27 protein-coding genes are annotated in these 20,693 nt (G+C 68.5%); 10 read left to right on the top strand and 17 right to left on the bottom strand.

Features of this window, described 5'->3' with window-relative positions:
* Window positions 1–29 precede the first annotated feature (29 nt).
* The 4 genes from VF522_RS21775 to minC form a co-directional block, all read right to left on the bottom strand.
* On the bottom strand, window positions 30–518 hold the full coding sequence (locus VF522_RS21775) for an SRPBCC domain-containing protein (RefSeq protein WP_330910420.1): 489 nt from the start codon (window positions 516–518) through the stop codon (window positions 30–32).
* A gap of 66 nt (window positions 519–584) precedes the next feature.
* On the bottom strand, window positions 585–851 hold the full coding sequence (gene minE / locus VF522_RS21780) for a cell division topological specificity factor MinE (protein WP_330910421.1): 267 nt from the start codon (window positions 849–851) through the stop codon (window positions 585–587).
* Between the two features lie 3 nt (window positions 852–854).
* Window positions 855–1,670: a septum site-determining protein MinD gene (gene minD, locus VF522_RS21785; protein WP_330910422.1), complete on the bottom strand. Its 816-nt coding sequence runs from the start codon at window positions 1,668–1,670 to the stop codon at window positions 855–857.
* 9 nt (window positions 1,671–1,679) lie between these two features.
* Window positions 1,680–2,444, bottom strand: a complete 765-nt coding sequence (minC, locus tag VF522_RS21790; RefSeq protein ID WP_330910423.1) for a septum site-determining protein MinC — start codon at window positions 2,442–2,444, stop codon at window positions 1,680–1,682.
* A 225-nt stretch (window positions 2,445–2,669) separates the two neighbouring features.
* Between minC and VF522_RS21795 the strand changes: the two genes are divergently transcribed.
* Complete coding sequence (locus tag VF522_RS21795; protein WP_330910424.1) at window positions 2,670–3,086, top strand: hypothetical protein; 417 nt, start codon at window positions 2,670–2,672, stop codon at window positions 3,084–3,086.
* Window positions 3,087–3,115: 29 nt separating this feature from the next.
* Here the strand turns inward: VF522_RS21795 and VF522_RS21800 are convergent, their stop codons facing one another.
* The 5 genes from VF522_RS21800 to VF522_RS21820 are packed head-to-tail and all read right to left on the bottom strand — an operon-like array spanning window position 3,116 to window position 7,282.
* On the bottom strand, window positions 3,116–3,814 hold the full coding sequence (locus VF522_RS21800) for a DUF4130 domain-containing protein (protein ID WP_330910425.1): 699 nt from the start codon (window positions 3,812–3,814) through the stop codon (window positions 3,116–3,118).
* 5 nt (window positions 3,815–3,819) lie between these two features.
* A complete protein-coding gene (locus tag VF522_RS21805) occupies window positions 3,820–4,212 on the bottom strand; it encodes a hypothetical protein (RefSeq protein ID WP_330910426.1) in 393 nt (130 codons plus the stop codon).
* A gap of 55 nt (window positions 4,213–4,267) precedes the next feature.
* Window positions 4,268–5,212, bottom strand: a complete 945-nt coding sequence (locus VF522_RS21810) for a lysylphosphatidylglycerol synthase domain-containing protein (protein ID WP_330910427.1) — start codon at window positions 5,210–5,212, stop codon at window positions 4,268–4,270.
* On the bottom strand, window positions 5,209–6,465 hold the full coding sequence (clsB, locus tag VF522_RS21815; RefSeq protein WP_330910428.1) for a cardiolipin synthase ClsB: 1,257 nt from the start codon (window positions 6,463–6,465) through the stop codon (window positions 5,209–5,211). The genes VF522_RS21810 and clsB overlap by 4 nt, the downstream gene beginning before the upstream one ends.
* A gap of 16 nt (window positions 6,466–6,481) precedes the next feature.
* Window positions 6,482–7,282, bottom strand: coding sequence for an endonuclease/exonuclease/phosphatase family protein (locus VF522_RS21820; RefSeq protein WP_414709573.1), 801 nt, complete (start codon window positions 7,280–7,282; stop codon window positions 6,482–6,484).
* A gap of 172 nt (window positions 7,283–7,454) precedes the next feature.
* Between VF522_RS21820 and VF522_RS21825 the strand changes: the two genes are divergently transcribed.
* The 3 genes from VF522_RS21825 (at window position 7,455) to VF522_RS21835 (ending at window position 9,201) form a co-directional block, all read left to right on the top strand.
* On the top strand, window positions 7,455–8,009 hold the full coding sequence (locus VF522_RS21825) for an acyloxyacyl hydrolase (RefSeq protein ID WP_330910429.1): 555 nt from the start codon (window positions 7,455–7,457) through the stop codon (window positions 8,007–8,009).
* A gap of 144 nt (window positions 8,010–8,153) precedes the next feature.
* A complete protein-coding gene (locus VF522_RS21830) occupies window positions 8,154–8,522 on the top strand; it encodes a hypothetical protein (RefSeq protein WP_330910430.1) in 369 nt (122 codons plus the stop codon).
* A gap of 229 nt (window positions 8,523–8,751) precedes the next feature.
* A complete protein-coding gene (locus VF522_RS21835; protein WP_330910432.1) occupies window positions 8,752–9,201 on the top strand; it encodes a hypothetical protein in 450 nt (149 codons plus the stop codon).
* Window positions 9,202–9,260: 59 nt separating this feature from the next.
* Here the strand turns inward: VF522_RS21835 and VF522_RS21840 are convergent, their stop codons facing one another.
* Window positions 9,261–9,779: a Spy/CpxP family protein refolding chaperone gene (locus VF522_RS21840; protein ID WP_330910433.1), complete on the bottom strand. Its 519-nt coding sequence runs from the start codon at window positions 9,777–9,779 to the stop codon at window positions 9,261–9,263.
* Window positions 9,780–10,022: 243 nt separating this feature from the next.
* On the opposite strand from VF522_RS21840, the gene VF522_RS21845 reads away from it, so the two are divergent.
* Window positions 10,023–10,361, top strand: a complete 339-nt coding sequence (locus tag VF522_RS21845) for a hypothetical protein (RefSeq protein WP_330910434.1) — start codon at window positions 10,023–10,025, stop codon at window positions 10,359–10,361.
* A 114-nt stretch (window positions 10,362–10,475) separates the two neighbouring features.
* Here the strand turns inward: VF522_RS21845 and cueR are convergent, their stop codons facing one another.
* Together cueR and VF522_RS21855 are read right to left on the bottom strand one after the other, a co-directional pair.
* On the bottom strand, window positions 10,476–10,895 hold the full coding sequence (cueR, locus tag VF522_RS21850; protein ID WP_330910435.1) for a Cu(I)-responsive transcriptional regulator: 420 nt from the start codon (window positions 10,893–10,895) through the stop codon (window positions 10,476–10,478).
* Window positions 10,892–11,089 carry a heavy-metal-associated domain-containing protein gene (locus VF522_RS21855; protein WP_330910446.1) on the bottom strand — a complete coding sequence of 66 codons (198 nt, stop codon included), beginning with the start codon at window positions 11,087–11,089 and terminating at the stop codon, window positions 10,892–10,894. The genes cueR and VF522_RS21855 overlap by 4 nt, the downstream gene beginning before the upstream one ends.
* Window positions 11,090–11,249: 160 nt before the next feature.
* Between VF522_RS21855 and VF522_RS21860 the strand changes: the two genes are divergently transcribed.
* Both VF522_RS21860 and VF522_RS21865 read left to right on the top strand, forming a co-directional pair.
* Window positions 11,250–13,442, top strand: coding sequence for a heavy metal translocating P-type ATPase (locus VF522_RS21860; RefSeq protein WP_330910436.1), 2,193 nt, complete (start codon window positions 11,250–11,252; stop codon window positions 13,440–13,442).
* 58 nt (window positions 13,443–13,500) lie between these two features.
* Entirely contained in the window at window positions 13,501–14,082 is a 582-nt protein-coding gene (locus tag VF522_RS21865) for a hemerythrin domain-containing protein (protein ID WP_330910437.1), read from the top strand.
* Window positions 14,083–14,161: 79 nt separating this feature from the next.
* Here the strand turns inward: VF522_RS21865 and VF522_RS21870 are convergent, their stop codons facing one another.
* Window positions 14,162–15,265 carry an alkene reductase gene (locus VF522_RS21870; RefSeq protein ID WP_330910438.1) on the bottom strand — a complete coding sequence of 368 codons (1,104 nt, stop codon included), beginning with the start codon at window positions 15,263–15,265 and terminating at the stop codon, window positions 14,162–14,164.
* Window positions 15,266–15,356: 91 nt separating this feature from the next.
* Window positions 15,357–15,962: a glutathione transferase GstA gene (gene gstA, locus VF522_RS21875; protein WP_330910447.1), complete on the bottom strand. Its 606-nt coding sequence runs from the start codon at window positions 15,960–15,962 to the stop codon at window positions 15,357–15,359.
* A 107-nt stretch (window positions 15,963–16,069) separates the two neighbouring features.
* Between gstA and VF522_RS21880 the strand changes: the two genes are divergently transcribed.
* Entirely contained in the window at window positions 16,070–17,353 is a 1,284-nt protein-coding gene (locus VF522_RS21880) for an AsmA family protein (RefSeq protein WP_330910439.1), read from the top strand.
* Window positions 17,354–17,466: 113 nt separating this feature from the next.
* The gene (locus VF522_RS21885; RefSeq protein WP_330910440.1) at window positions 17,467–18,300 is read left to right on the top strand and encodes a transglutaminase family protein; all 834 of its coding nucleotides are present in this window, start codon (window positions 17,467–17,469) and stop codon (window positions 18,298–18,300) included.
* A gap of 82 nt (window positions 18,301–18,382) precedes the next feature.
* Here the strand turns inward: VF522_RS21885 and VF522_RS21890 are convergent, their stop codons facing one another.
* From VF522_RS21890 to VF522_RS21900, 3 genes are all read right to left on the bottom strand, one after another.
* On the bottom strand, window positions 18,383–19,138 hold the full coding sequence (locus tag VF522_RS21890) for a class II aldolase/adducin family protein (protein ID WP_330910441.1): 756 nt from the start codon (window positions 19,136–19,138) through the stop codon (window positions 18,383–18,385).
* 82 nt (window positions 19,139–19,220) lie between these two features.
* Complete coding sequence (locus VF522_RS21895; RefSeq protein WP_330910442.1) at window positions 19,221–19,514, bottom strand: YkgJ family cysteine cluster protein; 294 nt, start codon at window positions 19,512–19,514, stop codon at window positions 19,221–19,223.
* Window positions 19,514–20,095 carry an NAD(P)H-dependent oxidoreductase gene (locus tag VF522_RS21900; RefSeq protein ID WP_330910443.1) on the bottom strand — a complete coding sequence of 194 codons (582 nt, stop codon included), beginning with the start codon at window positions 20,093–20,095 and terminating at the stop codon, window positions 19,514–19,516. The genes VF522_RS21895 and VF522_RS21900 overlap by 1 nt, the downstream gene beginning before the upstream one ends.
* 108 nt (window positions 20,096–20,203) lie before the next feature.
* Between VF522_RS21900 and VF522_RS21905 the strand changes: the two genes are divergently transcribed.
* A partial coding sequence (locus tag VF522_RS21905; RefSeq protein WP_330910444.1) for an FAD-dependent oxidoreductase occupies window positions 20,204–20,693 on the top strand: 490 nt, incomplete at its 3' end.

Below are 20,693 nucleotides of genomic sequence, written 5' to 3' on the forward strand. Positions count from 1 at the left end.
CATCCCCGCGCGGGCGGGGATCCAGGGCTTTAGAGCTGCACGCCGACGCGCCGCGGGAACAGCTCGCGTTCGATCAGGGCCAGCATGTTCACCCAGGTCCGGCGGCTGCTCTCTTCGGTCATGCGCGCCAGTTCGCTGGAGCCCAGCTCGTGGGTCAATACCACTTCGCTCGCCTGCGGCCCGAGCGGCGTGACGTCCACGGTGACGCGGGTGGGGTCGTCGTGGCCGAAGGTGAGCACGCTCAGGTCGAACACCAGGCGGCGCGGACGGGTGATTTCCAGGTAGCGGCCCATGTGCACGACGTCGAAGACGCTTTCGTCGCCATCGGCGGTGGGACGGCGGTCGGTGACGGTGAAGCCGCCGCCGACCTCGGGCGTGATCTCGCAGCGCATCACGTTGCCGGTGCGGGTGCGGAACAGGAAACGCGAGGCCTGGCTGGGCGTGAGCCAGGCGTCGAACACCCGATCCGCATGGGCGCTGTACCGATGCGTGACGCGAATGATGACGGAACTGCTCATCCGTGTTTTATCGCTTGACAGGACCCCCGCTGTCAAGCCTGTCAATGCTGACAGTGTGCGTTTTGGTTAGCGTGCTACCTCGGGCAGCTCGATCTTGACCTCGAGCACTTCCAGGTTGTCCTGCCGGGCCACGTCCACCTTCAGGTGCGAGGGGTCGATCTTCACGTACTTGCTGATGACCGCGATCAGGTCCCTCTGCAGCGCCGGCAGGTAGTCGGGCGCGCCGCCCGGATTGCGGCCGCTCCTCTCGTGCGCCAGGATGATCTGCAGCCTTTCCTTGGCCACGCTGGCGGTCTTCTTCTTCTCCCCGAGCAGGAAGGTCAGCAGGGACATCACTTATTTCCTCCCGAACAGGCGTTTCAGCAGCCCGGCCTTCTGCGGGTCGACGAAGCGCAGCGGCCGGTCCTCGCCCAGGAACCGGGACACGACATCGCCGTAGGCCTCGCTGACGTCGCTGCCCTTGATGTGGATCGCGGGGGTGCCCTGGTTGCTCGCCTGCAACACCGACTCGCTTTCCGGGATCACGCCGATCAGCGGGATGCGCAGGATGTCCTGGATGTCCTCCAGCGACAGCATGTGGCCGGCGTCCACCCGGCTGGGGTTGTAGCGGGTGATCAGCAGGTGTTCCTTGATCGCTTCCTTGCCGTCGATCGCCCGCTTGGTCTTGCTGGAAAGCATGCCCAGGATGCGGTCGGAGTCGCGCACCGAGCTGACTTCGGGGTTGGTGACGATCAGCGCCTCGTCGGCGAAGTGCATGGCCATCAGCGCGCCGGTTTCGATGCCGGCGGGCGAATCGCAGACGATGAACTCGAAGCCCATGGTGTCCAGGTCCTTCAGGACCTTCTCGACGCCTTCCTTGGTCAGGGCTTCCTTGTCGCGGGTCTGGCTGGCGGCCAGCACCGACAGGTTGTCGTTGTGCTTGTCCTTGATCAGCGCCTGGTTCAGCGTCGCCTCGCCGTGGATCACGTTGACGAAGTCGTAGACCACGCGCCGCTCGCAACCCATGATCAGGTCCAGGTTGCGCAGGCCGACGTCGAAGTCGATGACGGCCGTGCGGTGCCCGCGCAGGGCCAGGCCGCTGGCGAAGCTGGCGCTGGTGGTGGTCTTGCCGACCCCGCCCTTGCCGGAAGTGACGACGATGATCTTTGCCATGGGATTCCTTTACGTTTTCAGCGGCACCATCACCAGCCGATCGCCCTCGAGGCGGATCTGGGCCGGCTTGCCGTGCAATGACTTGGGCAGCGGGACTTCGCTGGTACGGTAGACGCCGGCAATGGAAACCAGCTCGGGCTCCAGGCACAGCGTCAGGATGCGGGCATTCGCATCGCCCCTGGCCCCTGCGATGGCCTTGCCCCGCAGCGGCGCATAAACGTGGATGTTTCCATCGGCGACGACCTCGGCGCCGGCGTTGACCATGGCCATGACGACCAGGTCGCGACCGCGCGCGTAGACCTGCTGGCCGGAGCGGATCGGCTTGTCGATGACGAGGGCGCTGGTCACGGCAGGCGGCTGCATCACCAGCGACGGCACTTCGACCGTCTTCGGCTGTTCCTCCCTCCCCCTCTGGGGGAGGGCCGGGGTGGGGGCGCTGCGCTCCGTGAGGGCATCCGGCGCCCGCACCAGTCCCACCTTCGCCGCCGCCTCCATCTGGCTCTCGGTTCCGCCCCGCACCGCCATCGGCACGACCTTGTAGCCCTTCAGCAGCTGGACCAGCTCGCCGAAGTCGACGTCGGCCTCGCCCAGCGGGGCGAGATCCACCACCAGCGGGTCGTTGTCGAAGAAATCGGGGATGTCGCCGAAGCGGCCCTGCAGTTCCTGCGACAGAAGTTGCAGGTCGGACGACTTCAGCAGCAGCGCGACGAGGGGCAGGTTCGCGCTTTTGATCTCGAAGGTGGCAGGGGCGCGTCCTGCGAGTGCGACAGTCATCGATACGGCAGCATGAGAGGCGCGCGGAGTTTAGCAGCGAGCTGTAACGCTTCAGCTTGCAGTTGTTCCTTGTCATTGCGGGCTCGACCCGCAATCCATGGATCCCGGGTCAAGCCCGGGACGACAAGGTCGGGGTCGTCCTTCTCCTACGACACCTCCCGCACCATGGGTGCTGGCCTTTTGCGCCGGCGCGACCAAACTGCATCCATGGTCAGGAGCATCGCCATGAAACCCTATCCGCACCACCCCACCCACTGGATCGGCGTCGCGCTCGTGCTGTTGCTCGGGCTGATGGCGTTCGAGGCCTTCGGGCAGGCGTCGGCCAACAACATGAGCCCGAATGCGCAGGCCGTCTTCCAGGGCCGGCCACTGATGGCGGGTGCGCAGGCGGGGCTGGGCGCAATGGCCGGCCCGCCGCAGGGCGGCATCGGGCTGCAGGGTTCCGACGGGGCAGGGCTCAACCTGCGCCGGCCGCACGTGATCGAACAGCAGATGAACCCGCTGCCGCCGGTGGCCTGCGCGGACCTGCCGCGGCCGTCAACGGCGGAACACCCGCTGTGCCTGCCGCAGGTCCTGGACGAACGCTTCGAACGCCGCCTCGCGATCCTCGGAATCGACACGCAGCAGCGCGGACGGATGTAGGCGCACCGCCGGACTCTTGCGGATGCGGCTCAGGCATCCGCCGCGGCCCGGTCGTGCGGGGCGAACACGCGCTCGTAGCACGCCAGCCAGTCCGCATCCGTGCCGTCGTGGCCCGGCAGCTCGCGCGAGGGCACGCCGGGGCCGAACAGCAGGCGGCCCTCCTCGCAGCGCACGCTGCGCTCCGGCGTGAAGATCGCCCAGCGCCCGCAGGGGATGCGCTTGGCGAACCAGGGCGCCACCGCCTCGACGACGTGGTGCGCGGGCTCGTAGCAGCCCACCTGCATCTCCCGGCCCTGCGCGCCGGCCAGCACGCGCATGCGCAGGTTGGCCTTCATCTTGTGGATGTCGCGGCGTACCGCATGCGCCATGTGCTGCGCCTGCAGCATGTCGGGGTCGATCGGGTCGTTGCGCAGCCCGGGCTCGTGCACCAGGCGCCACAGCAGCCGATAGAGCAGCGAGAAACGCTCGCAGTCGCGATGCAGCACCACGAACTCGCACAGGCGCGTGAACGAGGCGGGGACGATCGCCGTGGCGGCGCGCGCAACGTTCTTCGGCCGGCTGGATTGCGGCGACTGCGGGTCTTCGAAGGGATCGGCGGGTGGCTCGAGGTGCCACTGCACCTCGTCGGGCGGAATTTGCTGCGCGAGCAGCTGGCGCACTTCGGAACGGAAACCCGCCAGGTCGGTCTGGCCTGCCAACTTCACTTCCATGTCGAGGTCCCGGTTCATGGCACTCAACTCCGTGCGCGGCCCTTGGCACCCGCCTTCTTCGGGCGGGCGCCGCGTTTCGATTTCGCGTTGTCCGGGACTTTGGCGCGCGCTGCGGGCTTGTCGTCCCGCGTGCGGCCGTCATTCCCGCGGAGGCGGGAATCCAGGGCTTCCACGGAAGCGCGCGCGGAACGCGTTTCGATGCCCTGGGCCCCCGCCTGCGCGGGGGTGACGAAGTAGCTGGGGCTGGCGAAGTTCGAAGGCACGAGATTCAGCGGCGCTGCCATCAGCGACCACCACTGCTGCCAGCCCTGCGTCATCCACTCGTACGCCGCCGCATTCCATTGCGCGGCCGCCTCCAACCCGGCCAGCGGGTTGAACAGCGCATTCAGCGGACTCGTGTCGCTCTTCGTCTCCATGACTCGGATTGTGAGGAAAAAGCCCCCGCAGCGGGGCTCAGGGTATGCAAATGCATCATGTGGCCGGCAAGGGCTTGCGCGTATGCACCTCGAGCTTGAGGTACAGCAGCGCACCCGCGACCAGGGGCACCAGGTAGTAGACGGCGCGGTAGGCGAGCAGCGCGCCCAGCAGCTGGTGCTCGGGCACGCGGTGCGACAGCAGGGCGATGAACACCGCCTCGGTCACGCCCAAGCCTGCGGGGACGTGCAAGAGCACGCCGGCGATGGCCGCGACCAGCATCACCGGCAGCACGCTCGTGTAAGGCACCTGGCCCTGCAGCAGCACCCAGGGCACGGCGGCCATGAACAGCCAGTGCGTGCACGAAATGCCCTGCTGCCCGAGCGCCATGCGCAGGCTGGGCAGTTCGATGTCGTGGCCGCGCACGTTCCAGCTGCGCTGGCGCGCGAAGGCGCACAGGCCGAGGTAGGCGACGCTCGCGCCGAGCAGCGCCACGCCGAACAGGCGCAACTCCTCGCTGTCGATGCCCCAGCGCGGCGGCAGTTCCAGCGGCCCGACCGTGAACACGATGCCGGCCAGCAGGATGTAGCCGATCCAGTTGGTGATCATCGACAGCGTCACGATGCGCGTGATCTGTCCGTAGCGCAGCCCGAGCTTGGTGTAGAGCCGGTAGCGAAAGCCGATGCCGCCCACGAGCGAGCCGAGGTTCAGGTTGAAGGCATAGCTCGTGAAGCTCACCTGCATCACCTTGCGCTTGCTCAGGCGGTGCCCGGTGTAGTGGCGCCCCACCAGGTCCAGCAGGCTGTAGACCAGGTGGCTGACCGCGGCCAGGCCGAAGGCCTGCAGCAGGACCTCGCGCGGCAGTTCCACCAGGCTTCGCTTCACCTCGCCCCAGTCCACGCCGCGCGCATAGCGGACCAGCAGGCCGGTCACCACCAGGAAGAAGACAGCGGCGACGATGCGCCTGGTCCAGGGCCACCAGGGATGGTGGGTGAACTTCATGCCTTCCTTTCCTTCAGGCCCGCGAAGGCCGCGGGCACCGCCTTGCCGGCGTTCGGCGCGGGCGGCAGCAGGCGCGGCACGTGCCGGGGCAGCAGCGTGGCCCAGGCCCCGTAGCGGCGCGTGAAGTGGAAGGCGAGGAAGCTCTGCACCAGCGACCAGCCCTTGAGTTCGCCGAGGCTGGCCAGCGTGATCTCGTTGCAGGCGTCGCAGGTCAGCTGGTCGAGATTGGCCGCCAGAGCCTGCGTGAAGCCGCGGTCGCGGATGATCACGTTGGCCTCGAGGTTGAACACCAGGCTCATGGGATCGAGGTTGCTGGAGCCGACGGTGCTCCACTCGTCGTCCATCACCGCCACCTTGCCGTGCAGCGGCCGCTCGCAGTATTCGTAGATGCGCACGCCGGCGCGCAGCAGGTGGTGGTACAGCATGCTGGCGGCCGTCTTCACGAAGGGCATGTCGGGCTCGCCCTGCAGGATCAGCCGCACGTCGACGCCGCGCCGCGCCGCGCGTTTCAGCTCGCGGATGAAGCGGTAGCCGGGAAAGAAGTAGGCGTTGGCGATGAGGATGCGCTTCTTCGCCGCGCGGATCGCGATGCGGTAGTGCCGCTCGATGTCGTCCAGGTGGCGGCGGTTGTCGCGCGTGACGAACAGCGCTTCGGCCGGGCCGCTGTGCGGCAGCTGCCCGGGGTCGGTGCGGAACTGCTTGCGCCAGCGCCACCATTGCCGGCGCGGCCCCGCATAGCGCAGGCCTTCGGCCAGCGCCGCATGGCAGAAGCGGTGGATCTCGGCCACCAGCGGGCCGTGGATCTCCACCGCGTAGTCCTGCTTGGCCTCCGGGCCAAAGTCGCCCAGGTGGTCCGCCGAGAAATTGATGCCGCCGACGAAGGCCACCTCGCGGTCGATCACCGCGATCTTGCGGTGCATGCGGCGCAGCAGGTGCGGTCGCATGCCGAAGGGACGCGGTCCCGGGTTGAAGGCGTGGATGCGCACGCCCGCCTCTTTCAGCGAAGACAGGAAATACTCGGAGAAGTCGGGCGAGCCCCAGTCGTCGACCGTGACGTCGACCTGCGCGCCGCGGCGCGCCGCCGCGATCAGCGCCTGGTGCAGCTGCATGCCGACCTTGTCCTCGAACAGGATGAAGGTCTCGACGATCACCTCGCGCCGCGCGTTGGCGATGCAGGCGAACACGCGCGGGAAGAACTCCTCGCCGTTTTCCAGCAGCGTGAACTGGTTGCCGGGAATCCAGCGGCGTTCCATGGGCAGCCCTCGCGCTTCAAAGGTGGATCTCGGCCACGAGCGGCGCGTGGTCGGACAGGTGCGACCAGGGCTTGCGCGGCAGCACCACGGGCAGGTGCACCGAGCAGTTGCGCACGTAGATCCGGTCCAGCGACAGCACGGGGAAGATCGCCGGGAAGGTCTTGGCCGGTTCGCCATAGGCGGTGACGAAGATCTCGCGCAGCCCGGCGTCGTTCCACAGCTTGTCGTTGGCGCGCCGGCGCCAGTCGTTGAAGTCGCCGGCCACGATCAGCGGCGCGTCGGCCGGCACCTCCGTGTGCGAGATCCGGCACAGCAGGTCGAGCTGGTGCTGGCGGTGGGCCTCGGCCAGGCCCAGGTGCACGCAGATCGCATGCACCTCCTGCTGGTAACCCGGGATCTTCAGCACGCAGTGCAGAAGGCCGCGCTTTTCCGGGCCCGCGATCGACACGTCGTGGTTCTGGTACTCGACGATGGGGAACTTGGACATCACGGCGTTGCCATGGTGGCCCTTGGGATAGACCATGTTGCGGCCGTAGGCGAACTGCGGCCAGATGCTGTCGGCCAGGAATTCGTAGTGCGGCGCGTCGGGCCAGTCCTCGATCTTCTTGCCGTGGCCTTCGTGCGTGCCCAGCACCTCCTGCATGAACACCACGTCGGCGCCGATCTTGCGCACGGCGTCGCGCAGCTCGGGCAGGATGAAGCGGCGGTTGAACGTGGTGAAGCCCTTGTGGATGTTGACGGTCATCACCGTCAGGCGCGGCGCCTCGGCCGCGGCCTGCGCCGTCTCTCTCATGGGTGCGTTCTGGTCGTTGTACATGGAGACATCTTTTGTAGATGGCCCGCTGCAGCACAGGCGTAGGACGGCCGCCTGATTCGGTGTCGCGGGTTTCGGCGGGCGCAGTCCCCCGCGTTCGACGTTTCCGATGCACACTGCGCCAAAAGCCGAGGCAGCGTCCCGCGCAAGGCCCTCCATCACAACGACGACCGACATGACAACAACGAAACTCGCGCGCGTGCTCCTCGCCGGCGTTTGCGCCGCCGGCCTCCCGGCGGCCCATGCGTTCGACTGGACGCCGGATGGCGCGTCGCTGCAGGCGGGCGCCGGCGGCAAGGGCACGTCCATGGCCGGGGTCGGCATCGTCTGGGACTGGGACTTCCAGCGCATGCGCCGCAAGGCCGAGCTCACGGCCCACACCGAAGTGATGTTGAACCACTGGCGCTACAACGCGCTGGGTTCGAGCCACGACAGCCTGACGCAGATCGTGGTGCTGCCTTCGCTGCGCATGCGCCTGTCGCGCGGCGCCTCGCCGTATTTCATCGAGCTGGGCATCGGCGCGAGCTGGATGGACCAGGAGTTCGAGACGTCGCGCAAGCGCTTCGGCTCGCGCTGGAATTTCTACGACATGCTGGGTGTCGGCCGCAGCTTCGGCGAGGAGCACGAACACGAGCTGGGACTGCGCTGGGTGCACGTGTCCAACGGCGGCCTGAAACGGCCCAATCCGGGCCAGGATTTCATCCAGGCGCGCTACGTGCGCCGCTTTTGAGCGACCCTGCCGCTCGCCCGGGTGGTCCTACGGCCATGGTCGGGCATGTCCGATAGGCTGCGGCCGCGAGGACTCCAAACTGTGAAACACACGGAGCCCGGTGTCGTGCCGGGCGTTTCACACAGATCAGTACGGAGCCTCATCATGAACAAGACTTCCATTTCCCGCGTGTTGCTGCTGTCCGGCGTCCTCGCCGCTGCCGGCGTCGCGCAAGCGCAGGTGCCGGACCAGCCCGAGCAGCCCGGCCAACCCAGCCTCAGCGTATCCGGCGCCGACCAGCAGACGCCGATGACCGAAGCGGCCAACGGCAGCGTGTGGATCGACACCACCGTGCTCGGTGCGCCGCCCGCAGTGCTGGTCGCCCCGCCGTCGTCCGAGACCATCGTGACGACCACGACCTACATGGGCCCGGTGGTGACCTGGACGCAGCCGATGCTGCCGCATCACTACACCTACACGCTGCCCGCGCCGGTGCTGAGCAGCCCCGACACGGTGACGATCCAGAACTACTGACGGGCGCCAGCCGCCCCTTCCCGACTCCCTGCAAGTCAGCCCGGCCCTGCCGGGCTTTTTTGTTCCTCATCGGCTGGAATCGAAGTCGTGGCGCGCCCGGCGTGTCCTACGGCAGGCATCTCGCGCGTCCGATAGGGCAGCGCCGGCGGGCAGTCCAAACTGCTTGTCATAGGCACCCGGCGCCTGCGCCGGGCCATCCACGACATTCGAATCGAAACGGAGTGACTCCATGAAAAAGACGACCCTGACCCGATCCCTGTTCCTCGCCGGCGCCGTGGCCCTGGCCGGCGCGGCCAACGCCGACGCCATCTTCTATCCCAATGGCACCATGGTGGACCTGGGCAGCGACACCGCGCTGGAGCAGATGGCCATGGGTGACTCCACCGTCCTGGTGGGCACCTGCACGACCTGCGTCGACACCACGACCCTCGGCGCCGGCGCGGCCACCGTGGGCACGGCCACTCGCACGGTCAGCACGCCGGTGGTGCGCTACGAATACGTGCAGCCGAACATCGACTTCGACGCCGCGACGGCCCGGGCGCAGATGCGCACGCATCGCCACGTCGTGAGCCGCGCGCCGGCGATGGTGAGCGACAACAGCGCCATCGTGGTCGGCAGCGCGACCATCCCCTACAGCGAGATCACCGTGGGGCAGCCCTACTACGTGCTGTCGTACTGAGGGAAGGCGCCATGAAAAAGCCCGGGACTCCCGGGCTTTTTTTGTGTGTCGGCCGGCGATCAGCCGCGGTGATGGCCACCGTGCCCACGGCCGCCGTGCTTGCCGCCGCGCATGAAGCGCATTGCCTCGCCGTCGAACACTTTTTTCTGTTCCGCGTTCAGCGCGGTGTAGAAGGTCTTGGTGGCGTCGAAGCGCTGGTCCATTTCCGCGTTGCGCTGGGTGCGCTGGGCACGGAGGCGGTCGATGCGCTCGGGGGTCGACAGGCGCTCGAACTCGGCGCGATCCGGACGCTGGTGCTGCGCCGGCTTCATCGCGGTGGTCCAGGCGGTCCAGGCGCCTTCCTGCGTGGGGGCGATCTGCAGCTTGGTCTTCAGCTCGCCCAGGCGGCGCGCCATGCGCTCTTCCATGCGGGCGCGGAACTGGGCCGGGTCGCCGTGCGGACCGCGACGCTCGCCTTGCATGTGGGGGGCGCCCGGTGCCGCCGGCGGGGCCGGGGGCATCTGGGTCTGGGCCACGGCGGCGACGCCGAGGCCGGCGAGCAGGCCGGCGGTCAGGAGGTGGCGGCGGAGGGATTTCATTCGGAGTCCTTTCGTGTGGGCGGGCCGCGCTTCCGGGCCCGTTGCAGCGCAGTCTGCAGAGCTTGTGTTTCGCCCCCATCGCGACTAAGTCTCCCCTGTGTAAAGAACGGGGCGCCCGGCCGCTGCTGGCATGTACAGGCTGGGTCGCTGCGGTCCTACGGGAAGCGTCCACGTTCGTGGACGTCTCCCACGGACGGGCACGCCCACAGTGGGATCCACCAGATCGTTTCGAAGGAGGTCACCATGCGGTACCAGGCTTTCGTGCGAGCGGCAGCCGCGGTGCTGTCGACCGCCTTTGTGGCTGCCGGCGCGGCGTACGCGCAGGCCAGGCCGGAACCCACCACCATGACGGACACGGCCCCGCTGCCCGCCACCGAGCGCCAGAGCTCGGGCGCGGTCATCCTGATGGACGAGCCCGTGCTGGCCCAGCGCGAAGCGCTGCAGCAGGCACAGGAACGCTCGGGCGTCGACACGCGTTCGATGGGCGCCGGCACGACGCGGCTGCTGCGGAATGCGCAACGCGAGGAAGCGCTGCGTTGGCAGAAGGCCATCGAGGAAGCGGAGAAGCAGCAGGCGAAGTGAACGCGGTATCCCCGCGTACTTCGTCATCCCCGCGGAGGCGGGGATCCAGGGCGTTCGGGCAGCGCGCTGTGCGCGCGTTCCATGCCCTGGGTTCCCGCCTGCGCGGGAATGAACTCAACGTGCCAGTTCTTCCAGGATCGGGCACTCCGGCCGCTCGTCCCCATGGCAGCAGTGGATCAGGTGCTGCAGCGTGCGCTGCATTTCCTGCATCGCCGCGATCCGCTGGGCCAGGTCTTCGGCGTGCTTTTGCGCCACCTTGCGCACGTTCGCGCTGGCGCGGCGCCGGTTCTGCCACAGGCCGACCAGTTCGGCGATCTCGTCCATCGAGAAGCCGAGGTCGCGCGCCCGCTTGATGAAGCGCAGCGTGTGCACGTCGTTCTCGCTGTATTGCCGGTAGCCGCCGTCCGTGCGCGCGACGCGCGGCAGCAGGCCCAGGCCCTCGTAGTGCCGCACCATCTTGGCCGAGACGCCCGAGTGCCGCGCCGCTTCGCCGATATTCACCGGCCAGGCGACACTCGCCGCGGCCGGCTTCACGCGGCGACCTTGTAGCCTTCTTCCTCGATCGCCCTGGCGATCGCCGCGGGGTCGCCCTGCGATTGCACCTCCACCTTGCCGCTGGCGAGGTCCACCTTCACGTCGGCCTGCGGGTCGACCGACTTCACGGCCTGGGTGACGGCGCCGACGCAGTGGCCGCAGCTCATGCCTTGCACCTGGAAGGTCTGGTTCATCATGGGATCCTTTCTGGGGGAGGGTGTGGAACACGGACGCAGCGTGGACCTTTCCACCATGGTAAGGTCAATCTCGATCCCGCGTTGACCCTGCACGGCGCAAGGTTGACCCGGATCAAGGCTTGACCTTCCCATCATGGCAAGGTCGAACATCGCTGCCATGGACACCACCACCACTGCCACCCTGGACCTCGGCGTCGCCGGCATGACCTGCGCGTCCTGCGTGAACCGCGTCGAGCGCGCGCTGAAGAAAGTGCCGGGCGTCACCGATGCCACGGTCAACCTCGCCACCGAGTCGGCGCGGGTGAGCTTCGCGCCTTCGGAGGAGATGGAGGCGCAGATTCGCCGCGCGGTGCGCAACGCCGGCTACGAGCCGCGCGCGCCGGAGCAGGCGGGACCGCAGGAGCTGTCGCCGTGGGCCGGCTTCGCGCCGGTCGCGGCGGGCATCCTGCTGTCGCTGCCCCTGCTGATGCCCATGGTCGGCGAGCTGTTCGGCCGGCACTGGATGCTGCCCGCCTGGGTGCAGTTCCTCTTGGCCACGCCGGTGCAGTTCGTGCTGGGCGCGCGCTTCTACAAGGCCGGCTGGCATGCGCTGAAGGCCGGCACGGGCAACATGGACCTGCTGGTGGCGATCGGCACCAGCGCGGGCTGGGGCCTGTCGGTGTGGCTGTGGCTGGCGCAGCAGCAAAGCCATCTCTATTTCGAGGCCTCGGCGGTGGTGATCACGCTGGTGCTGCTCGGGAAGTGGCTGGAGGCGCGGGCCAAGCACCAGACCACCGCGGCGATCCGCGCGCTGCAGGCGCTGCGCCCGGAGATCGCGCACGTGCTGCTGCGCGCCGGCGGCGAATCCGACCTGCCGCTGGCCGAGGTGATGGCGGGCGACCAGCTGGTGGTGCGCCCCGGCGAGCGCGTGCCGGCCGACGGCGTGGTGGAGCAGGGCGAGACGCACGTCGATGAATCCATGCTCACCGGCGAGCCGCTGCCGGTGGCCCGGCGCGAAGGCCAGCGCGTCACCGGCGGCAGCATCAACGGCGAAGGCCGCATCGTGATGCGCGCCACCGCGGTGGGCGGCGAGAGCGTGCTGTCGCACATCATCCGCCTCGTGGAGGACGCGCAGGCGGCCAAGGCGCCGATCCAGCGCATGGTGGACCAGGTGTCGGCGGTGTTCGTGCCGGTGGTGCTGGGGATCGCGGCGCTCACGCTGGCGGGCTGGCTGCTGGCGGGCGAAGGCATCGAGCCCGCGCTGATCCACGCGGTGGCGGTGCTGGTGATCGCCTGTCCCTGCGCGCTGGGGCTGGCGACGCCGGCGGCGATCATGGCCGGCACCGGCGTGGCCGCGCGCCAGGGCATCCTGATCAAGGACGCGCAGGCGCTGGAGCTCGCGCACAAGGTGGACCTGGTGGCTTTCGACAAGACCGGCACGCTGACCGTGGGCCGGCCGCGGCTGGTGGCCTTTGTCGCGGCGCCCGGCGTGGACGAAGCAGCGCAGTTGTCCGCCGCCGCCAGCCTGCAAAGCGGCAGCGAGCATCCGCTGGCGCGTGCGGTGGTGGCCGCGGCGCGTGAACGTGGCATCGCGTTCGCCGCGCCCGACGCGGTGCGTGCGGTCGCCGGCCGCGGCACCGAGGGCGAGGTTGGCGACCGCAGCTACCTGATCGGCAGCCTGCGCTGGCTGCAGGAACTCGGCGTGCCGCTGGTGGCGCTCGATGCACAGGTGCAGAAGCTGCAAGGCGAAGGCGCCACGCTGTCGGCATTGGTGGAGCGCGTCACCGAAGGCCTCGCGTTGCGCGCCTTGCTCGCCTTCGCCGACGAACCGAAGCCCGAGGCGGCCGAGGCGCTCGCGCGGCTGCGCGAGCGTGGCCTGCGCCTGATGATGATCTCGGGCGACAACCGTGCCGCCGCCGTCGGCATGGCGCGCCGCCTGGGCCTGCAGCCGCAGGAGGTGATGGCCGAAGTGCTGCCCGGCGACAAGGCGGCGCGCGTCGCCAGCCTGCGTGAAGGCGGCCACGTGGTGGCGATGGTGGGCGACGGTGTCAACGATGCGCCGGCGCTCGCCGCCGCCGACGTCGGCATCGCGATGGGCACCGGCACCGACGTGGCGATGCACGCGGCTGGCGTCACGCTGATGCGCGGCGACGTCTCGCTGGTGGCCGGTGCGCTGGACATCTCGCATCGCACGGTGCGCAAGATCCGGCAGAACCTGTTCTGGGCCTTCGCATACAACGTGGCGGGCATCCCGCTCGCCGCGCTCGGTGTCCTCAGCCCGGTGGTGGCGGGCGCGGCGATGGCGCTGTCGAGCGTCAGCGTGCTGACCAATGCGCTGCTGCTGAAGCGCTGGCGCCTGCGGGTGCGTTGACGTACATCAACGGAGGCGCGGTGGGGCCGTGCCACTCTGGGGGCAGGAGACCGATGCCATGCCCAAAGCCGCCTTGCAGATCATCCGCGACGAGCACGCCGCCGTGTCGGCGGTGCTGCGTTCCGTGCTCCAGATGCTGGAGCGCGATCCCGACGAAGAGCCGGAGCGCTTCTTCGACGTGCTGCGCGCCATGCTGTTCTACATCGACGAATTTCCCGAGCGCCGCCACCACCCCAAGGAATCGGACCTGCTGTTTCCCAAGCTGGCGCGGGTGGCGCCGGAACTGATGCCCGTGATCCGCCGGCTGGAGGAGGACCACCTGCAGGGCGAGCAGCGCGTGCGCGAACTGCAGCACCTGCTGCTCGCCTGGGAGCTGCTGGGCGACGGCCGCCGTCCGGCCTTCGAGGACGCCGCGCGCCGCTACGTGGAGTTCTATCGCGCGCACATGCGCACCGAGGAAACCGAGCTGCTGCCGGTGGCGCAGCAGCGGCTGGGGGAGGAGGACTGGGTGCAGCTCGATGCGGCGTTCCGCACGCACTGCGATCCGCTGGCGAGCGGGGACCGCGACCCGATCTACGACCGGCTGTTCACGCGCATCGTGATGCGGACGCCGGCGCCGATCGGGGTCGGGCCGGCCTGATTCGTCATCCCCGCGACGGCGGGGATCCAGGGCTTCCGCTTTTCAATGCCCTGGGTTCCCGCCTCCGCGGGAACGACGGCTACTTGAGCGTGGGGTAATCCGTGTACCCCTTCTCCCCGCCTCCATAGAAGGTCTTGCTGTCCCACGGGTTCCACGGTGCATTGGCACGCAGCCGTTCCACCAGGTCCGGGTTCGCGATGAACGCGCGGCCGAAGGCCACGAGGTCGGCCTCGTGTTCCAGCGCCTTCTGTGCCAGCGCCTTGTCGTAGCCGTTGTTGACCATCCAGGCGCCCTTGCCGCCCGCTTCGCGCCAGGCGCGGCGCAGCGCGTCGTAGTCGAAGGGGCGCCCCTCCACTTCGCGCGGGCCGCCGGTGGCGCCTTCGACCACGTGCACGTAGGCCAGGCCCAGCGGGGCGAGCTGCCGCACGACGTAGTCGAACAAGGCTTGCGGGTCCGCGTCGACGATGTCGTTGGCGGGCGTGACCGGCGAGAGCCGGAGGCCGACGCGGCCGGCGCCGATCTCCTCCACCACGGCGCGCGTGACTTCCAGCAGCAGGCGCGCGCGGTTGGCGATCGAGCCGCCGTAATCGTCCTTGCGCTGGTTGGCGCCGGTCTTGAGGAACTGGTCGAGGAGGTAGCCGTTGGCGCCGTGGATCTCGACGCCGTCGAAGCCGGCGCTGGCGATCGCGTGGCGCGCGGCGTTGCGGAAGTCCTGCACGATGCCCGGCAGCTCGCTCGCGTCGAGCGCGCGCGGCTCGGAGGTCGGCACGAAGCTGCCGCCGCCGTCTTCGATCAGGAAGGTCTTGGTCCTGGCGGTGATGGCGGAGGGCGCCACCGGCTTGCCGCCATCCGGCTGCAGCGTGACGTGCGACACCCGGCCCACGTGCCAGAGCTGGCAGACGATGCGGCCGCCCCGCTCGTGCACGGCGTGCGTCACGCGCTTCCAGCCCGCGAGCTGTTCGCTGCCGTAGAGGCCCGGGACGTCGGCGTAACCCTGGCCCTGGTGGCTGATGGCGGTGGCCTCGGTGATCAGCAGGCCGGCGGAGGCGCGCTGCGCGTAGTACTGCGCGGTGAGCGCGGTGGGGACCGCATTCGGCGAACGATTGCGCGTGAGCGGGGCCATCACGACGCGGTTGGACAAATGCAGGGCACCGACCTGCACGGGGTCGAAAAGGGACTTCATGTTTTCTTTGTCATTGCGGGCTCGACCCGCAATCCATGCGGTTCGAGCTCGAGGTGGGTCCCGGGTCTGGCCCGGGACGACAAGGATCGTGTTACTGCAGCTTCTCGTGCTTCAGCGCCTCCTGCACCGCCGGCCGCGCCTCGATGCGGGCGTGGTGCGCCAGCAGGTTCGGCAAGCCGGAGATGTCGATCGACATCGGCTTGGTCCAGCGCGTCACGGTGTACAGGTACGCATCGGCCACGCTGAAGTGGTCGCCCATGACGTACTGCTTGTTCGCCAGCTCCTTGTCGACGAAGGCGAAGCGGGAGGCGAGCTTTTCGCGGAAGGACTTCTTGCCGTCCTCCGGCATGTTCGGGTTGAACAGCGGCGAGAAGCTCTTGTGGATCTCGGTGCCGATGAAGGTGAGCCACTCCTGCAGGCGGTAGCGGGCGAGGGTGCCGTTGGCCGGTGCGAGATTCCTGTTCGGCGCCTGGTCGGCGACGTACTGCACGATCGCCGGCCCTTCGCGCAGGCGGGTGCCGTCGTCCAGTTCCAGCATGGGCACGTAGCCGAGCGGGTTGATGCTGTAGTAGTCGGTGCCGTCCTGCAGCTGGTGCGTCTTGGTGGGCGCCATCACCGGCTCGAAAGCGAGGCCCGCTTCGCGTAACACGATGTGAGGCGACAGCGAGCAGGCACCGGGGGAGTAGTAAAGCTTCATCATTCTTCCTCTCGTGGCGTTGTTCGGCGTGAACAAATCGATGCTAGCGAAAGCCAGGAAACCGTGCACGTCTTGGGCCTGCTGCCCTGCTTCGCGACAATGGCTCCATGGTCAAGTTCCTGAAATGGCTGGCGCTCGTGCTGGCCGCCTTCCTGCTCCTCCTGATCGGCGTGGCGATCGCCCTGCAGCACTGGCTGCGCACCGATGATTTCCGTGGCCGCGTGGAACGCCAGGCGAGCGCGGCGCTGGGCGTTCCCTTCAAGCTGGGCAAGCTCTCGGTCGACCTGTGGCCGCTGCCCGCGGTGGCCGCCGACGACGTGCAGATCCAGACCCGTCCCGCCATCACGGTCGGCCGCATCGAGGCGCGCCCGGTGTGGTCGGGCCTGCTGGCCGGCAAGCTCGAGGTCTCCACCCTGATCGTGCGCAAGGCGGTGTTGCCGCAGACCGGCATCGGCGCGTTGACCGCCGCGCTGGCGAAGAAGGACAAGGGCGCACCGGCCAAACCGGTGAAGACGACCGGCGAGCCTGCGCCGCTGCTGCTGCCCAAGCGCGCCGTGCTCGACGACATCACCTGGATCGACGAGAAGGGCCAGCGCATGACGGTCGACGCCGAAGCCGAGCTCGGCGGCGACGGCCTGCTGGACCAGGCGCAGTTCAAGATCGTGCAGGGCCGGCTCGCCGGCACGCACGGCAACGTGAAGCGCGAGCCGGACCACTGGCCGGTGCGCATCGACATCGGCGGCGGCCGCATTGCAGGCAAGGTGCAGCTGCAACCCGCCAAGGGCGGTGCGCAGCTGCTGTCCGGGCAGCTCACCACCACCAACGTCGAAGTGTCCGCGCTGACGGCGCCCACCAAGACGCTGACCGGCAAGCTGGAAGCGCAGACCACCCTGCGTTCCGAATTCCGCGATCCCGGCCAGCTGGTGGACGCGCTGAACACGCAGACGAAGTTCACCGTGCGCGACGCGGTGGTGGACGGCATCGACCTGATGAAGGCGGTGCAGACCGTGGGCCTGAGCCGCGGCGGCGTCACCCACATCGATACGCTGGCGGGCCAGGTGGCCACGCAGGGCAAGGCGGTGCACCTGACCAACCTGGTCGCGACCTCCGGCAACCTCGCCGCCAACGGCAACGTGTCGATCGCGCCGAACAAGGCGTTGAGCGGCACGATCAACGTGGACCTGCATTCGAAGAGCAGGGGTGCGCTCGGCGTGCCGCTCGCGGTGGGCGGCACGGTCGACGAGCCGAGCGTGAACCTCACGCGCGGCGCGATGGTCGGCGCGGCCGTGGGCACGCTGATGATGCCGGGCGCCGGCACCGCCGCGGGCGCCAGCACCGGCGGCAAGATCGGCGAATCGCTGCGCGGCCTGTTCGGCGGCGGCAGCAAGTAGGGCGAGTCGCGCGCCAGCGCGGTGTCCTACAAAGCTCGGCGGCGGCGGACGATCGTGCCGCCGGGTCGCGCTTCCGTAGCATGGGACTCCAAAGGCTCTCCACGGAGCAGTGCATGCACCTCTCGACGGTCGAGACGGTCCTCGAGTACCACGTCCTTTCCCCCACCCACTTCTGCTTCAACATCGAGGCCGCGCACTGGCCGACGCAGAAGATCCTGAGCGAAAAGCTGTCCATCTCCTCGGGCGTCCATCCCCACAGCCACACCGATCCGCGCAGCGGCAACCGCTTCATCCGCTTCGATGCGCAGCCGGGTCCGCTGAAAGTGAACTACAAGGCGGAAGTCGAAGTGCACACGCCGCCGCCCGATACCGCGCTGCGCGAGACGCCGGTGGGCCGGGTGCCGGACGAGATCTTTCCCTACCTGCTCGCCACGCGCTATTGCGAATCGGACCTGATGTGCAACGAGGCACTGCGCCTGTTCGGGCACCTGCCGCCGGGATACGCGCGCGTGCATGCGATCGTGGAGTGGGTGCAGCGGCACGTGCGGTACCAGGCGGGCAGCACCAACTCCAACACCACGGCGCAGCAGGTGGTCGAGCAGTGCAGGGGCGTGTGCCGCGACTTCGCGCACGTGGGCATCACCATGTGCCGCGCGCTGAACATCCCCGCGCGCATCGTGGTGGGCTACGTCTGGTTCGACGAGCCGCCGCAGGACTTCCACGCGCTGTTCGAGGCCTGGCTCGATGGCCACTGGGTGCTGTTCGATCCGACCGGCATGGCACCGGTCGATCGCGTGGTGCGCATCGGCACGGGACGCGATGCGAAGGACGTGGCCTTCGCGACGATGTTCGGCCAGCTGCAGCTCACGCGCAAGGAAGTGATGGTGCTGGAGCACGATCCGAGGCCGCGGCCGGTGGTGCCGGCGGAATTCGTCATTCCCGCGTAGGCGGGAATCCAGGGCGTCGGAGGCAGCGCACTGCGCGCGTGTCTGGAATGCTCTGGATCCCCGCCTGCGCGGGGACGACGGATCATTCCTTGTACGAAGGATCGGTGCGATCCAGTTTCCGGATCAGCGCCGGCCACGCGATGTTCGCGCCCTGTCCGGCCGTTACGGTCTTCATCACCTGCGCGAGCCCTTCGAGGATGCGCGGGTCGACGTGGATCAGCTCGCCACCCGCCTGCGCATCGATCTGGATGCGGCAGGTGTTCTCGAAGATGTACATGTTCAGGAAGGCATCGGGGATGCTGCGTCCCACCGTCAGCAGCCCGTGGTTGCGCAGCACGAGGAAGTTCTTCGTGCCGAGGTCCTGCTGCAGCCGCGGCTTCTCGTCGTCGCGCAGCGCCACGCCTTCGTAGCCGTGGTACGCGAGCGAGGCCAGCACGAAAGTGCTTTGCTGCGAGATCGGCAGCACGCCGCATTTCTGCGCGCTCACCGCGACGCCGGCGCGGCTGTGCGTGTGCAGCACGCACGCGGCGTCTTCGCGGACCTGGTGGATGCAGCTGTGGATCACGAAGCCCGCGGGGTTCACGGGGAAGGGCGAGTCGATCACCTTGTTGCAGTCCTGGTCCACCTTCACCAGGGACGAGGCGGTGATCTCGTCGAACATCAGCCCGTAGGGGTTGATCAGGAAGTGGTGCTCCGGTCCGGGGATGCGCGCGCTGATGTGCGTGAACACCAGGTCGCTCCAGCCGTACAGGGCGACGAGGCGATAGCAGGCGGCGAGTTCGACGCGCAGCTTCCACTCTTCGGCGCTAACCACTTCGCGCAGGGATGCGATGTTCATGGGGGTCTCCTTGGCGGCCCATTCTTCGCTGTCAGGCCGGACTTGTCATCCCGCGCTTGACCCGGGATCCATGGATTGCGGATCAAGCCCGCGATGACAAGGAAGGGGCGGTCGCCTGCTCCAGCTGCGTCAGCCAACGGATCGCATGCAGGCTGCTCGACCCGCACATCTCTGCCGACGGCTGCAATCCCCCGCAGAACGCCGGCCGCTCCGGTTGGCCGAAGATGCTGCACCGGTTGTCCGCGTCGAGCTGCACGCACCGGACCCCCGCGGGCTTGCCGTGCGGCATACCCGGGATCGGCGAGGTGATCGAAGGCGCGATGCAGCAGGCGCCGCAGCCGCTGCGGCATCCGATGCTCTCGTTTTCGTAGCGCATCAGCCTTGCTGCAGGCGCTCCGCAGCCCATAGGACCTGGTCGACGACGGTGGCGACGCGCTGGCGGTCGGCGTCGCTTTTCAGGCGGCCTTGTTCGTCGAAGGCGTCGCCGGCGCGCCCCAGCGCATAGGTGCGCGGCGACACCCAGCAGTGCAGGTTGAAGAGCAGGGGGATGAGATGGCTTTGCGAACGCAGGCCGCCCAGTGCGCCCGGCGACGCGCTCAGTACGCCCACTACCTTGCCGCGCGAGAAGCGGAAGTCGTCGTTCCAGACCGGGTCGTTCTTCACCGGAGAGGAGAGCCAGTCGAGCGTGTTCTTCACCAGCGCCGGGTAGCTCGCGTTGTATTCGGGGGTGCAGACGATCCAGGCCGGGTGTTCGTAGAACACCTGCTTGAGCTTCATCACGTCCGCCGGCGTGCCGCGTGCCTCGAGGTCGGCGTTGTACATGGGGATGTCGTAGTCGCCCAGTTCCAGGTGGGTGACGTCGGCGCCGCGCTCGCGGGTGACCGCCGCGACCTCGCGCGCCAGCTTGCGGTTGTGGGACGCGATGCGGGTACTGCCGGCGAAGACGAGGACTTTCATGGGTGCATTGCATCACAGCCGGCAGTGTTGGCGCCCGCCTCGTAAAATCTCCCCCTTCCTGAGACCGGCCAAGCCTTGGCCCCCAGCGCCCGGATCGGCGCCCACCCCATGCTTTATCCAGAAGAATTCGACGTCATCGTCGTTGGCGGCGGCCACGCCGGCACCGAGGCAGCCCTCGCGTCCGCGCGCATGGGATGCAAGACCCTGCTGCTCACCCACAACATCGAGACGCTGGGTCAGATGTCCTGCAACCCGTCGATCGGCGGGATCGGCAAGGGGCACCTGGTCAAGGAGGTGGACGCGCTGGGCGGCGCCATGGCGATCGCCACCGACGAGGGCGGGATCCAGTTCCGCATCCTCAACTCCAGCAAGGGGCCGGCGGTGCGCGCGACACGGGCGCAGGCCGACCGCATCCTCTACAAGGCAGCGATCCGCCGCCGGCTGGAGAACCAGGCCAACCTGACGCTGTTCCAGCAGGCGGTCGACGACCTGATGGTGGAAGGCGACCGGGTGGTCGGGGCCGTGACGCAGATCGGCATCCGCTTCCGGGCGCGGGCGGTGGTGTTGACGGCGGGTACTTTCCTGGACGGCAAGATCC

The sequence above is a fragment of the Ramlibacter sp. genome, from assembly GCF_036383835.1.
GTDB lineage: Bacteria > Pseudomonadota > Gammaproteobacteria > Burkholderiales > Burkholderiaceae_C > Ramlibacter.

Coding starts and splice junctions, on each gene's coding strand:
- VF522_RS21775 (WP_330910420.1), bottom strand. CDS start 518: ATGAGCAGTTCCGTCATCATTCGCGTCACGCATCGGTACAGCGCCCAT.
- minE (WP_330910421.1), bottom strand. CDS start 851: ATGTCCCTGCTGACCTTCCTGCTCGGGGAGAAGAAGAAGACCGCCAGC.
- minD (WP_330910422.1), bottom strand. CDS start 1,670: ATGGCAAAGATCATCGTCGTCACTTCCGGCAAGGGCGGGGTCGGCAAG.
- minC (WP_330910423.1), bottom strand. CDS start 2,444: ATGACTGTCGCACTCGCAGGACGCGCCCCTGCCACCTTCGAGATCAAA.
- VF522_RS21795 (WP_330910424.1), top strand. CDS start 2,670: ATGAAACCCTATCCGCACCACCCCACCCACTGGATCGGCGTCGCGCTC.
- VF522_RS21800 (WP_330910425.1), bottom strand. CDS start 3,814: ATGAACCGGGACCTCGACATGGAAGTGAAGTTGGCAGGCCAGACCGAC.
- VF522_RS21805 (WP_330910426.1), bottom strand. CDS start 4,212: ATGGAGACGAAGAGCGACACGAGTCCGCTGAATGCGCTGTTCAACCCG.
- VF522_RS21810 (WP_330910427.1), bottom strand. CDS start 5,212: ATGAAGTTCACCCACCATCCCTGGTGGCCCTGGACCAGGCGCATCGTC.
- clsB (WP_330910428.1), bottom strand. CDS start 6,465: ATGGAACGCCGCTGGATTCCCGGCAACCAGTTCACGCTGCTGGAAAAC.
- VF522_RS21820 (WP_414709573.1), bottom strand. CDS start 7,282: ATGTACAACGACCAGAACGCACCCATGAGAGAGACGGCGCAGGCCGCG.
- VF522_RS21825 (WP_330910429.1), top strand. CDS start 7,455: ATGACAACAACGAAACTCGCGCGCGTGCTCCTCGCCGGCGTTTGCGCC.
- VF522_RS21830 (WP_330910430.1), top strand. CDS start 8,154: ATGAACAAGACTTCCATTTCCCGCGTGTTGCTGCTGTCCGGCGTCCTC.
- VF522_RS21835 (WP_330910432.1), top strand. CDS start 8,752: ATGAAAAAGACGACCCTGACCCGATCCCTGTTCCTCGCCGGCGCCGTG.
- VF522_RS21840 (WP_330910433.1), bottom strand. CDS start 9,779: ATGAAATCCCTCCGCCGCCACCTCCTGACCGCCGGCCTGCTCGCCGGC.
- VF522_RS21845 (WP_330910434.1), top strand. CDS start 10,023: ATGCGGTACCAGGCTTTCGTGCGAGCGGCAGCCGCGGTGCTGTCGACC.
- VF522_RS21855 (WP_330910446.1), bottom strand. CDS start 11,089: ATGAACCAGACCTTCCAGGTGCAAGGCATGAGCTGCGGCCACTGCGTC.
- VF522_RS21860 (WP_330910436.1), top strand. CDS start 11,250: ATGGACACCACCACCACTGCCACCCTGGACCTCGGCGTCGCCGGCATG.
- VF522_RS21865 (WP_330910437.1), top strand. CDS start 13,501: ATGCCCAAAGCCGCCTTGCAGATCATCCGCGACGAGCACGCCGCCGTG.
- VF522_RS21870 (WP_330910438.1), bottom strand. CDS start 15,265: ATGAAGTCCCTTTTCGACCCCGTGCAGGTCGGTGCCCTGCATTTGTCC.
- gstA (WP_330910447.1), bottom strand. CDS start 15,962: ATGAAGCTTTACTACTCCCCCGGTGCCTGCTCGCTGTCGCCTCACATC.
- VF522_RS21880 (WP_330910439.1), top strand. CDS start 16,070: ATGGTCAAGTTCCTGAAATGGCTGGCGCTCGTGCTGGCCGCCTTCCTG.
- VF522_RS21885 (WP_330910440.1), top strand. CDS start 17,467: ATGCACCTCTCGACGGTCGAGACGGTCCTCGAGTACCACGTCCTTTCC.
- VF522_RS21890 (WP_330910441.1), bottom strand. CDS start 19,138: ATGAACATCGCATCCCTGCGCGAAGTGGTTAGCGCCGAAGAGTGGAAG.
- VF522_RS21895 (WP_330910442.1), bottom strand. CDS start 19,514: ATGCGCTACGAAAACGAGAGCATCGGATGCCGCAGCGGCTGCGGCGCC.
- VF522_RS21900 (WP_330910443.1), bottom strand. CDS start 20,095: ATGAAAGTCCTCGTCTTCGCCGGCAGTACCCGCATCGCGTCCCACAAC.